The organism is Carnobacterium sp. TMP28 (genome assembly GCF_047553015.1).
Classification (GTDB): Bacteria; Bacillota; Bacilli; order Lactobacillales; family Carnobacteriaceae; genus Carnobacterium_A.
Map to the genome: position 1 here is coordinate 1,876,861 of NZ_CP180212.1, position 12,295 is coordinate 1,889,155.

The window sequence follows — 12,295 nt, forward strand, 5'->3', positions numbered from 1 at the left end:
TCTTTTTCATTCTATTTTTACAAAAAAATAAGAAGCTAAGATAAAATAACTTGTCCTAACTTCACTTTCTTTTAACTTAAGGGATTATCTCCTGAATAAAAACAAACTTTGTTTCTGCCACTCTTTTTTGCTTCATAAAGAGCTTGATCGGCGTGGGCATATAGGTGGTCGATTTCTTTTGTCGTATCGCTATAAATGGTCATGCCAACAGAAATAGTAATATGAAGAGACATTGTTCCGTTCTTTATTATAAAAAATGAATTTTCAACTATTTTTCTTATCGATTCTGCTTTTTCATAAGCTTCTGATTTTGTACAATTATGAATTAAAATTGAAAATTCTTCCCCACCATTCCTAGAAACAATATCTTCTGGGCCTTGGCTCATTTTTAAAATAGCTGCCAATTTCCTTAGCACTACGTCTCCTTCTAAATGTCCGTACGTATCATTCACTTGTTTAAAGCGATCAATATCTAAAATCATAATAGCAATACTTTTATCTTGTCTCTTTTTTGCTCGATTAAAGGCTCTATCGAAACTACGAACATTATTTAAACCTGTTAACGGATCAGTAAAAGCAAAACTTTTATGTTGCTTAAATAAAAATTCACTTTTGGTTAAATAATCCATTATATAAACGGCAACTAATCCTCCTAAGATGGAAACCGTCCAGTAATTCACTAATAAAATATAATTAATACTTGTTGTTGATGGAACAAGTATTGTCAATAACGTATAAACTGCGTTACTTAAACTTAGCATAACAACGACAGAGGTCCAACGATTTTTTATTTTTTTAGAACAAAAATAAAAAATCGCCCACGAGAGCAAGATAAAGACAACATTGGAAAGAGATTGGCTGTTTACACCTATCATGAATCTAGAAATAATAATGACAATAGCTGTTATAGATGATGACAGCCATCCATTGTAGAGAATGGTTAACATCAAAGGGATAACTCGAAGGTCAATAATTGAATTTACTCCTGTTACAATACTAAAATGCATCAAAATAATACCTAGTAAACCACCTAGTGAACCACTAATAATTGATGAATACTTATTTTCATAACTTTCAGAAATATTTCTAACTAGTTGTTTATAAACAAATAGTGAGGCAATCAGTACACAAAGATTTAGAAAAAAGCCTTCATAAATTGATACCATTAGCACCTACTCCTTCTATTTATTTCCTTTTTTTATCTCCTTTTTTTGAGCCATCATAAGAAGTATATTACTCCTATTGTACTACAGTTATTTAATTATAACGACTAATTTTCTAAACGATAAGTATGTATACTCTATTGTTTAGCCAACTTTAATCTCATCCTCATCTTATTCTAACTTATTTCTATAGTCTCAATTGGTTCAAAAAAAATAATCCTCCATAAAAAGCTGGAGCATTATTTTTAATCTGTTTAATTGTTTTATTTTCGAGCTAATGGATTACGAGAAATTTTATTAAAGTCTGCTCTAACAAATGAGTTTGTTGCTAAATATAAAAATAATGTCCCAAAAATAGCAATAATCCCCCCGCTCATCCACGGTGTTATAATAAAACCATTTAAATCAAATGCTAAACCTAATTTTAATAAATCACCTTGAGGTAATCCACCTTTTTCTAACATGATTGTTCTGAAGAAAGCCGTTGTGTAAGTCATTGGATTAAAATAAGAAACAAATTTTAGCACCTTTGGCAAGAAATCTATTGGGATATAAGCTCCTGATAAAAATGTAAACGGTAAGACTACTGCTTGTTGCACAACTTGAAATGTAGAAGCACTTTTTACCATAGAGGCCAAAAATAGTCCTAATCCTGAAAAGACTAAACCAACCAACATCAATGCAAATAAAACATAAATGATCGTTTCCCAGTTATTAAATCTCAATCCTGTGAAAAAACCAATAATTAAGATAAGAATCCCTTGAGCTGTTGCAATTGTAGCGGCCGACACTATCTGTCCTAAGGCTACTTTAAACCGACTAGTCGGGCTAACTAATATTTCTTTCATAAAACCTGAAACAGTATCATCAATTGTAGATGTAGCGATATTTAATGACGTTTGAAAAACCGTTGCAACAATGATACCGGCTAGTAAAAAGGCTGTAGGATCTTCTACTTGATCTGTTTTAAAAATGGAACTAAAAACATATAGGAAGAAAAATGGAATAACTAACGAGGTAACTAGCTTAACTCTATCTCGTACAAAGCCACGTAAATTTCTTAGCCAAAGTGCTGATATAGTTCTCATTCTGACGCCTCCTCTCTTATTTCTTTACCTGTAATCTCTAAAAAGACATCATTCAATGTTCCTTTTTTAATTTCTAAATCTTTTATTTCGTTTTTAAATGGTTGAATCACATCTAAGAACTGTTGAATGTCCTCTATGTCAACAACTATATGAAAGATATTTTTCTTTTTTTCAAACGAAAATTTTTCTTTTATTAATGTTTCTTCAAATAGAGCTGGATTTTCAACTTGCAAAGTTGCTTTATCTTTTGTGTAACGACGCTTTAAATTTGCAGGTGTATCGTCTACCATAATTTTTCCATTATCCATAATTGCGACATGGTCACAGATTTCTGCTTCATCCATGTAGTGTGTTGTTAGAAAAATTGTAATATTTTTTTCTTTTTGTAGTCTTGTAATATATTCCCACATTTTATTTCGCGTCTGAGGATCTAGACCACTTGTTGGCTCATCTAAGAACAACACTTTTGGATAATGCAAAAGCGCACGAGCAATTTCAACTCGTCTTTTCATCCCACCAGATAGATTCGACACACTTTTGTCTTTCCAATCCAATAAATCAACTAAGTCTAATACAAAATGAATACGTTCCTTAACTTCACTTTTAGGGACTCCATAAAAAACACAGTGCATATTTAGATTTTCAGTAACCGTCATTTTTTCATCTAATGTTTGAGTTTGAAAGACGACCCCAATGGCTTTTCTTACTTCATCTTTTTCAGTTGAAACGTCTTTTCCATCGATTATCAATGTACCAGATGTTTTTTCCATCATCGTAACTAGCGTATTGATTGTTGTGCTTTTCCCAGCTCCGTTTGGTCCAAGAAAAGCGAAAATACTTCCTTCTTTCACACTAAAAGAAACGTCATCAACTGCCGTAAAGTCACCATATTTTTTAGTATAATTTTTAACTTCTATAATGGGTTTCATCTTTTCCCCTCCTTTTGTTCTCTTTAACAAAGAGAGTAAACCAACGAACTAATTGACTAACATTAGCTCGTTGGTTTACTTACCTGTAACTTTAAGCATTAGTATAAAGACGTCAAATAATGATGTCAAGAATAAAAGCTTAGACCAGATTAGATAGCCATCATTTAAAAAACAACCTAAATAAGCCTACGTATTGTTCATACTCTTCCTTTTATTCTTCTTAGTCATTTAGTGGTTCTTTACCTAATGTCAAACGATTCAATTGGCTCAGGTCCTCGCATGATGTCTCGCCCAATTGCTAGCACACCTTCAGAATTCACTTTAATTTTCCATCGAACCAATTGTATTTGTCCTTCAGTTAATTCAATACATGTGATAATCGTTGGATAAACACAACAACCTGAATTAAAATAAGGAAGTTCTTCACTTTTAGGAAACTTGAACCGATGGGTGTGTCCGCAAATTAATGCCATTTTATTTTTCTTAATCCATTTATTAAAATTTTTTTCGATTTTATGCCGCTTTGTCACATTCTTTACAGGACTTGATGGATTTCTTATTCCGAATCCATGTAAAAATCTCCAAAAATACCTGATAGAAAGCTTTGTGAAAAATGCAAATTGATCATTAGGTGCATCTCCTTGGTGACCATGTACTGTAAAAATTTCTTGCCCCGTTTCTAAGTTTCTTAATACTAAGGCTTCTATTGGTTTTAAACCCTTAAGAAAATCAAAAAAAACTTCATTGTATTCATCGTAGTTCGTATAGTAATTTTCTTCAACATACTTTTTATTCTTTAATAATAAATCATGGTTGCCATATAACCGTATCAATCGTCCTTCATCAAAAAAATCTTTAATGACATCGAATACTTCACGATGGGCATTTTTTGTGTATTTAAAGTCTGAGTACTCTAACAATTCATCACCATCACCTGCTTCAACATAGGTAAATCCATTTTTATAATAATAGTTTAGTGCATGATGATAAATATTTCTATTTCGAGCAAATTCATCCGACATACTTCCATTTCCTCTATGAACATCACTAAAAAAGATGTATTTCGATGTTTCATCAAAGTATTCTACTCTAGCATTTTTGTAAGCCTCTGTTAGGCGTCTATCGGTAAACATACTTTCACCTCTTTTACGTTAGGTATAAACTAATTTCTTCACTCTATTACTCTTAGTATACGTTATCTCTACTTATTGTAAAAACGATAAGCTATTTCATACGTTCTAATAAAATGAATTTTTACCTTTATAGAATAAACATCCCTTCTTTTCGTTTTTTAGGCGTTAAGAAAGGATGGTTTATTCTTATTTAATTTCCTGTTGCTCTGTTTCTTAATTTTATTGCTGCTACTGTTTTTTCTATAATGAAAGCATGAAGTTAGCGGAAGGCATTAGATAATCCAACAGGAAAAGTGCTTCTTCTTGGATATGACCAATAATATTACGCGTTCCATCATTTTCCATATCGTTTAAGGCAATTTGCGTTTCTCCTTTGTACTGTCCAAAATCATTGTTACAAATTAATATATCGCCTTTTTTAATAGCGTCTGTTTGATGTGCTGGAAAGTTTTCATTTTTATAGTGAACTCTTGTCATAGATGAACGAATCATATATGCAGAGATATCCCCGCGATAAGAATGAACTTCTTCTAAAATAACTTTCTTTTCTAAATCCGTTGCATGTTCATTGAAGACCATTTTTAATTGTGGATAAGATCCTAAATAAGCTTCTGCTAGTGCCTTTAATTCTGCTTCCGTTGCATACGCATTCCCAATTAATAAATCATCAATAGAATCCATCAATTTATAATGCGTTGCTTGCGTATGAATAGATACATACCGGTGTTCTTCCAATGTACATAAACCTTGTTGTACTGGCCAAGGACCAAGTTTACCGTTTTCAGCAGTTACGAATGCAGCAGTATGCAAACGGTACTGATTAAATTGTGCCGTTGTTCGTTCAAAATGTTCTTGAGATAAACCTGAATAACGTTGTGGATAAAAGTTGTGAGAGGCCGTTAGATAGTCTCGATTCGGCCGATTGCTCATCACATTATCGATATAATTTGTCCCACCACTCATATTTACTTCTATTTTTAATTTTTCTGAATTCTCTGTCATCGTTGCTTCTTCTGCTCCAGTGAAGCCTAAATCTAAACGAATAACACCTGCACCGAGTTGTTTAAAAAAGCTTAAGTCTGTGTAACTAACACCAAGTTGACCAAATAAATTAGGGTTAATATCTAAAACAGTCTCGATACCTACTGAATCGGCGTAATCTATTACTTTCTTGAACTTTTCAACGACTTCTGTCGTATCGCCTTCAATCTCTAACAGGCTCATAAAAACACGCGTAAAACCGTATTTACTTGCTAAGTCTAAATAGTTCTTATCGCTTTCAAATGTACTTTTTGCTGGATAAATAGAAATACCTATATTCTTCATTTTGACCCTCCATTATTCATTCTTCTACTAAACAATGTTAAGCGTTTTCTTATCAATTGTAAAGAGAAATAATGGATTCTATTTGCTAATAAAAAAACTTTTGTATTTTCTTTCTGTTTTAGAACTCGATTGTTCTGGTCTGTTAGCTGAATACTTTACTTATTCTTGGATCTATCTTTCTATTTCAACTAACTATTCGTTGTCTCTACTTAAAATCAGTAAACACTTTTTTTCAATTTGAAGAGAATGGACTTAGAGCATATTCTTCTTTGCATGATTCTATTTTCTCTACTTGGTTGTTTGTTTTTTTGCTGACTTATTTTTTTCTAAAAGTAAGTTATCAACAATTAATAATAAAATAGGGAGAATGACATCATCAGCATAGCCGGCTAAAGGAATAAAGTCTGGAATAAAATCAAACGGACTAATGATATACATCACTATTACTGCTGCCATTACTTTATTTTTATTCCTTATTTCCTTATTAAAAAAAGAATGGATCACTTGTTTTATTTGGAGTACGGGATTTTTCTTTTGTTTTTGATTCGTTTGCATTTTCATCATCCTTTAGTCGTTAGTTTAAGAGATCAATTATAAAACTTTTCTTATTTTAGAAACAGATTCTTCCATATGAATAGAGGTCGTAAACTGTATTTCTTAGTTTTTATAGCAGTCAATTTTTCTTTTTACTAGCTTAAGTATAATAAATAAATACAACTAATCAATCGGCCTAAAGTAGGATAGTTTCATATCAAACTAGCTATCACGATGTCACATAAAAAATAAGAGGGTAAAAGGAACGAACTCCTTTACCCTCTTATTTTTATCAATTTGTTTAGAAAAGTCCTGTAATCTCACCAGCTTCGTCTACGTCAATATTTTCAGATGCAGGAATTTTTGGTAAACCAGGCATTGTCATTATAGCACCTGTCAATGCTACGATAAATCCAGCACCAGCTGATACCTTTAAATTCTTAATAGTAAGGATAAATCCTTCTGGACTACCCAATAAATTTTTATTATCTGAGAAAGAATATTGTGTCTTAGCCACACATAAAGGTAAATGACCGTAGCCATTTTCAGTTAATACTTTCATTTCTTTTTTAGCTTCTGCTGAGTATTCCACTCCATCGCCACCATAAACTTTTGTAACCAGTTTGTGTAGTTTTTCTTCAATTGTATCTTCTGACTCATAAGCAAATTTGAAGTTATTTTCTTCGTTCACTAATTTTTTAACAGCGTCAGCCATTTCTAAACCGCCTTCGCCACCTTTTGCCCATACATCAGATAAGACTGCTGGTACATTGATTTCTTGGCAAGCTTTCATAACAACATCAACTTCTGCTTGTGTGTCTGTTGGGAATTTATTGATTGAAACAACTAGTGGCAAGCCAAATACATCACGCATATTACTGATATGTTTTAACATATTTGGTAATCCAGCTTCTACTGCTTGGATATTTTCTTCTGATAGTTGTTGTTTTTTTACGCCGCCATGCATCTTCAATGCACGAATTGTTGCAACTAACACTACAGCATCTGGTCTTAAATTAGCATTTCTACATTTAATATCGATAAATTTTTCAGCGCCTAAATCAGCACCAAATCCTGCTTCGGTCACAACATAATCAGCATATTTTAGAGCTGTTCTCGTTGCAATAACACTGTTACACCCATGAGCAATATTCGCAAATGGTCCACCGTGAATAATAGCCGGTGTATGCTCTAGCGTTTGGACGATATTAGGACGGATAGCATCTTTCAATAAAGCTGTCATTGCGCCTTCAGCTTTCAACTCACCAGCGGTAACTTGTTTGCCTGTTCTTGAATAGCCAATAACCACTCGCTTAATTCTAGTTTTCAAATCAGCTAAGCTATCCGCTAAGCAAAGAATCGCCATAATTTCTGAAGCTACAGTAATATCGTAACCATCTTCTCTTGGAACCCCATTCATTTTACCGTTTAGACCGTCAACAACATGACGCAATTGGCGGTCATTCATATCAACAACGCGCTTCCATGTGATTCGTCTGCTATCAATATCTAGTACATTGCCATGAAAAATATGATTGTCTATTAAAGCAGCCAATAAGTTGTTGGCTGCTCCAATAGCATGGAAATCGCCAGTAAAGTGTAAGTTGATGTCTTCCATTGGTACAACCTGTGCATAACCACCACCAGCGGCTCCACCTTTTACGCCAAACACAGGTCCAAGTGAGGGTTCTCTTAAAGCAACCATTACTTTTTCTCCTTGTTTATTTAAAGCATCAGCTAGTCCAACAGACGTCGTTGTTTTGCCTTCTCCAGCTGCAGTCGGTGTGATTGCTGTCACTAAGATCAATTTACCATTTGGCTGATCTTTTAGTCTCTCTAGTTCGTTGATATCTAATTTCGCTTTATATTTCCCATACATATCCAATGAATCTGCTTGGATACCTAATTTTTCTGCCACTTCAGTAATTGGCTTCATTGTATTTTTTTTTGCAATTTCAATATCTGTTAAAAAAGTCATTTATACTGCCCCCTATAGAATAGTGTGTCTTTTAATCAATTAGAGTGATTTTTCAATTTCCTCATAGATATCGTCTGCTATCTTGATACCTTCTGCTAAAATAGCTTTTCCTCTAGTTGTGTACTCGTTTTTAAATGCTTCATCTTTTACACCACTCAAGTTAATACAAACATTTAACCATGCACCACATAAGCCTGCTTTCATCGTTAATGCTGCTACGCCTAAATCACTAGCTGCGTTCGTATTTGATTTACCAACTGCTTTAGCTGTTAAGTGAATTCCTTCTAAAATAAATTCCATTGTTTCAAAAGGAATCTCTGTTGCATATTTTAAAGCTGTCTGCATCGCTTCACGACGCTTTTGCTTGTCTTCATCTGTTTGTTTTGGTAAGTCGAATACCGCGGATACTTGGTTAAATGCTTCAGTGTCTCGATCAATACATTCTAATAGATTTGTGTTAACAACTTTCATTTCTTCAAGAACATGTTCCATTTCATCATTATACTCTGCATACTTTGGTTTGCCAATTGTTAATTCTGCTACCATACGAGTTAGTGCTGCTCCAACGCCTGCTACTAATGCAGATGCTGAGCCACCTCCTGGAGCTGGTTCATTTGATCCTAATTTTCCAATAAATTCTGTAATGGTTAAGTCGACAAGTTGCATGATAATCCTCCTATAGTTTGTTTTTATTTTTAGCTTATTTATTTATCGTTTTTATTCTGTTGCACTAGCTTCTTGATTTTTTGAATTAGCTTTCTCTTTCATGTTCTTACTAGCTGATCTAAACATCATAAGAGCTGTATAGATAACAACAACGAATACTAATATTTTCAAGACGTTAATAGGCAATGATTTCACAATAAAGGCGGCTACTAAGACACCTAGCACTCCAAAGATACTATAAGCTAGTGAAGCTTTACGGTGATACATACCTTCTTTAATAAATTTAGCAGAAGCAACTGGCTGCAAGAATGCTGTTGAACCCATCATTAGTGGGAAAGCAACTAATGGAGATAACCCGATAGCGAATGCTAAAGCCATAATTGGTGCGTACATACCTATACCAACACAGTTTGTAATTCCTAAGATAAAACAAACTGTACAGCCAATAACTAATTTAATGCCTCTTAATCCAATTGCAGCTCCTCCCATTGGGAAGATATTTAAGAATCCAGCTAGCATTAAAAAGGCTACAATGACTAGAGCAACACCCATGGCAAATTGAATTTTTACTTCAGGTAATTTTGAAACAATACTTGCCCCAAAATAAGCACCTAACATTGAAAAACCAATCATTAGAACTAACGTTAAGATATCTACTTTAACAAGCGTCATGAATATAAGTGCTTCCATTACAACTGAAGTGGTTGTTGCAACGTTTAGTGTTCCTGGTATCATCTTATCAGGCATCAACTTGCCAATTTTGAAAACAGATGTTGATGTTGCAAAACTACCAATACCTAATGTATCAAAAAAGTTTGCGATAAATCCTAGTACAGAAAAAGTAACAAAGTTGCTTCCTTCTTCTAGTTTGCCTTCTTTTTTAGCTTGTCTGTAATCCTGGATAAAAATGATTAAAAAGTAAATGGTTAAAAGAACCAATAAGCCCAGTATAATTTTTATTTCCATTGTCTTCGTTCCTCTCTAAGAAGAGTATTTTTTAAAAATAAAGGGCGGATAGTTTTATTACCGCCCTTTTGAGGATATTTAGTCTAAGTGGTATTCAATAATTGATTCTTTTTTGAAACCTTCTAAGCCCATTTTATCTTCTAACACTTTGATCATACCGTCGTAATCTTTGCCATCAAACTCATGACCATAGTGTTGAGCTGCTTCTGCAATATACTTTAATTTAACCGGTCCAACTAAACCAGTGCTGATTACTTTTGTTCCATCTTTTTCAGCTTCAACATTTACCCATTCACTCAACATAGCCAATGGTGTTTCACTAGCATCAAATACATTCATTGAGACAGCTGTTCCTGGATGTCCTTCATCTTTGAAGCCAACACTCTTGATAGAAGCCCAGCCATGTTCAGCACTCTTCACTCGTTTAGCAATTTTCTTAGAAATACTAACATCTTCTGACTCCACGTAGACGTTATAGGCTGTTAATCCTTCAAGATCTGAACTAACCGTACATGCGCCCATCTTAGCATCTAATTCTCCGTTAACACTTAAATCTGGTTTTCTTTCGTCATATTTTTCATTTTCTTTGTCTTCTAAAATAGCTTTCAACCCTTCATATTGTCCACGGCGAATGTTTGTATTTGATTTTTTATATTCAGTTCGTGCATTTTGACCAGAAAAATAAACAGGAACGCCGAAATGATCATGTAAGGACTGGCCTAATTTTTCTGCTAGTTCAGTTGTTTCTTCTACTGTCATTTCTCCTAATGGGAAGACTGGCATTGTATCTAGTGCACCAATACGAGGATGGTCGCCTTTTTGAGTTTCCATATTAATAAATTTATATAATTGCTCAGCTAATTTTAACATAGACTCTTCACAATATTCTGGATCACAGATATACGTTAACACAGTTCTATTGAAGTTTGCTTCTGGCTCAACAGCTACAATTTTGACAGTTGGTACGTTTTTAACTGCTTCTACTGCTGCGTTGATTCCTTCCATATTTTTACCATCACTAAAGTTTGGGACACACAATACATGTTTCTTACTCATTATTATTTCCTCCTAAAGTTCTATTTTTTTACTGCCCTAACTATATAATGTAAGCGTCTACAAAACGTCTATTGCTAATTGTTTTATCTTTTTTTCTATAGACACGATTGGCGTTTCAATTAGTTTTTTACGCACATCAGAAATAAAGTACAATGATCCAGTAATCACTAAAGCTTCGTCTGCCTTCATTCCAACTACTATATGTGTCATCGCTTCTTGCCAATCAGAGTAAACTCGATGGGTTAAACCAGATAAAGTCACTAGTTCGCCAACAGAGCAAGCCTTATCATTTTGGAAAGAAGTCAAAATAAGTTCACTATTTGGGATATCTTCTAGAATACTAATCATGCCTAGACTATCTTTCGTATCAATTGCTGCAAAAAGTATGTTTATTCTTTTTATATCAACATTAGTTTCAATCACTGTTGAGTGAATAGTCTCTTTTAATTTTTGAACAGCTGGAACATTATGTGCTCCATCTATAATAATGAGTGGATTGTCTGATATCGTTTCCATTCTTCCTGCAATAAACGCTCTTTCTAGCCCTTCTTGAATAAGTTCCTTAGTGTACGTTAATTTCTCTTGAATCATATAAACCTGGAAAAGTTGAATAGCAAGAGCTGCGTTATCTACTTGATGTCTTCCCATTAGAGGGGTATGAAGCGAATCTAATGAAGCTAGTTGATTTCTAAAAATAAAATCACCAAAATGATTCTCTCCTTGAACATGGTACTCCTCATTCAACCGATAAAGAATCGCTTTTTTTTCTTTTGCGATTTTTTGAATAACAGTCATCGCTGCTGGAGAAATATTACCAGTTACGACAGGGCAATTTTTTTTTATAATTCCTGCTTTTTGTCTAGCAATTTCTTCTACTGTATTTCCTAAAATATCTATATGATCTAACCCAATCGTTGTTATACCGGAGACGACAGGTGTATGAATGACATTCGTACAATCCAATAAGCCTCCTAAACCAACTTCAATCACTGCTACTTCTACATTTTCTGTTAAAAAGTAATCAAACATCATCGCCGTAATCACTTCAAACTCGGTTATACCTTGTAACTCTGTTGTTGTTTCATCCATTCTCTGAACAATTGGTTGAACTTTGTTGACTAGTTGAATCAACTCTTCATTTGAAATAGGTTTACCATTAATACTAATGCGTTCATTAAATACCACAATATATGGGGAAGTATACGTTCCTACTTTCATTTTTTTAGCTAAAAATAATTCTTGTAAATACGTTACAGTTGATCCTTTTCCATTTGTACCTGCAACATGAATTATTTTCAATTGATCTTGCGGATTACCTAGTTGCTTCAATAAATAGCTTACGCGTGATAGACCAGGTCGAACACCAAAATGAGTACGTCCATGAATCCAATCCAGGGCTTCAGTATATGTCTCTACCATTTTCTTTCTCTCCTTTTTATCCAGTTGTTTGCGATGA

Annotated in this window: 11 protein-coding genes; all 11 read right to left on the bottom strand. The window is 33.8% G+C overall.

Going from position 1 to position 12,295, the window contains the following annotated elements; genetic code table 11:
• Positions 1 to 71: 71 nt before the first annotated feature.
• Positions 72 to 1,166: a diguanylate cyclase domain-containing protein gene (locus ACMHYH_RS08990; RefSeq protein ID WP_414839067.1), complete on the bottom strand. Its 1,095-nt coding sequence runs from the start codon at positions 1,164 to 1,166 to the stop codon at positions 72 to 74.
• Between the two features lie 260 nt (positions 1,167 to 1,426).
• A complete protein-coding gene (locus ACMHYH_RS08995; protein WP_414839068.1) occupies positions 1,427 to 2,251 on the bottom strand; it encodes an ABC transporter permease in 825 nt (274 codons plus the stop codon).
• Positions 2,248 to 3,180 (bottom strand): ATP-binding cassette domain-containing protein, encoded by a 933-nt coding sequence (locus ACMHYH_RS09000; RefSeq protein WP_414839069.1) that lies wholly within the window; start codon positions 3,178 to 3,180, stop codon positions 2,248 to 2,250. The genes ACMHYH_RS08995 and ACMHYH_RS09000 overlap by 4 nt, the downstream gene beginning before the upstream one ends.
• A 239-nt stretch (positions 3,181 to 3,419) precedes the next feature.
• Entirely contained in the window at positions 3,420 to 4,313 is an 894-nt protein-coding gene (locus tag ACMHYH_RS09005) for a metallophosphoesterase (RefSeq protein WP_414839070.1), read from the bottom strand.
• 240 nt (positions 4,314 to 4,553) lie between these two features.
• Positions 4,554 to 5,639, bottom strand: a complete 1,086-nt coding sequence (locus ACMHYH_RS09010; RefSeq protein WP_414839071.1) for a DUF871 domain-containing protein — start codon at positions 5,637 to 5,639, stop codon at positions 4,554 to 4,556.
• Between the two features lie 288 nt (positions 5,640 to 5,927).
• Positions 5,928 to 6,194, bottom strand: coding sequence for a YkvA family protein (locus ACMHYH_RS09015; RefSeq protein ID WP_414839072.1), 267 nt, complete (start codon positions 6,192 to 6,194; stop codon positions 5,928 to 5,930).
• A gap of 280 nt (positions 6,195 to 6,474) precedes the next feature.
• Complete coding sequence (locus ACMHYH_RS09020) at positions 6,475 to 8,151, bottom strand: formate--tetrahydrofolate ligase (protein ID WP_414839073.1); 1,677 nt, start codon at positions 8,149 to 8,151, stop codon at positions 6,475 to 6,477.
• A 39-nt stretch (positions 8,152 to 8,190) separates the two neighbouring features.
• Positions 8,191 to 8,817, bottom strand: coding sequence for a cyclodeaminase/cyclohydrolase family protein (locus ACMHYH_RS09025; protein WP_414839074.1), 627 nt, complete (start codon positions 8,815 to 8,817; stop codon positions 8,191 to 8,193).
• 51 nt (positions 8,818 to 8,868) lie between these two features.
• The gene (locus ACMHYH_RS09030; RefSeq protein WP_414839075.1) at positions 8,869 to 9,783 is read right to left on the bottom strand and encodes a TSUP family transporter; all 915 of its coding nucleotides are present in this window, start codon (positions 9,781 to 9,783) and stop codon (positions 8,869 to 8,871) included.
• A 78-nt stretch (positions 9,784 to 9,861) separates the two neighbouring features.
• Positions 9,862 to 10,839 (bottom strand): glutamate formimidoyltransferase, encoded by a 978-nt coding sequence (gene ftcD, locus ACMHYH_RS09035; RefSeq protein WP_414839076.1) that lies wholly within the window; start codon positions 10,837 to 10,839, stop codon positions 9,862 to 9,864.
• Between the two features lie 57 nt (positions 10,840 to 10,896).
• On the bottom strand, positions 10,897 to 12,258 hold the full coding sequence (locus ACMHYH_RS09040) for a bifunctional folylpolyglutamate synthase/dihydrofolate synthase (RefSeq protein ID WP_414839077.1): 1,362 nt from the start codon (positions 12,256 to 12,258) through the stop codon (positions 10,897 to 10,899).
• Positions 12,259 to 12,295: the final 37 nt, after the last annotated feature.

What these genes read in the sequence shown, in the direction of transcription:
- ACMHYH_RS08990 (WP_414839067.1), bottom strand. Translation starts at nt 1,166, where the DNA reads ATGGTATCAATTTATGAAGGCTTTTTTCTAAATCTTTGTGTACTGATT.
- ACMHYH_RS08995 (WP_414839068.1), bottom strand. Translation starts at nt 2,251, where the DNA reads ATGAGAACTATATCAGCACTTTGGCTAAGAAATTTACGTGGCTTTGTA.
- ACMHYH_RS09000 (WP_414839069.1), bottom strand. Translation starts at nt 3,180, where the DNA reads ATGAAACCCATTATAGAAGTTAAAAATTATACTAAAAAATATGGTGAC.
- ACMHYH_RS09005 (WP_414839070.1), bottom strand. Translation starts at nt 4,313, where the DNA reads ATGTTTACCGATAGACGCCTAACAGAGGCTTACAAAAATGCTAGAGTA.
- ACMHYH_RS09010 (WP_414839071.1), bottom strand. Translation starts at nt 5,639, where the DNA reads ATGAAGAATATAGGTATTTCTATTTATCCAGCAAAAAGTACATTTGAA.
- ACMHYH_RS09015 (WP_414839072.1), bottom strand. Translation starts at nt 6,194, where the DNA reads ATGCAAACGAATCAAAAACAAAAGAAAAATCCCGTACTCCAAATAAAA.
- ACMHYH_RS09020 (WP_414839073.1), bottom strand. Translation starts at nt 8,151, where the DNA reads ATGACTTTTTTAACAGATATTGAAATTGCAAAAAAAAATACAATGAAG.
- ACMHYH_RS09025 (WP_414839074.1), bottom strand. Translation starts at nt 8,817, where the DNA reads ATGCAACTTGTCGACTTAACCATTACAGAATTTATTGGAAAATTAGGA.
- ACMHYH_RS09030 (WP_414839075.1), bottom strand. Translation starts at nt 9,783, where the DNA reads ATGGAAATAAAAATTATACTGGGCTTATTGGTTCTTTTAACCATTTAC.
- ftcD (WP_414839076.1), bottom strand. Translation starts at nt 10,839, where the DNA reads ATGAGTAAGAAACATGTATTGTGTGTCCCAAACTTTAGTGATGGTAAA.
- ACMHYH_RS09040 (WP_414839077.1), bottom strand. Translation starts at nt 12,258, where the DNA reads ATGGTAGAGACATATACTGAAGCCCTGGATTGGATTCATGGACGTACT.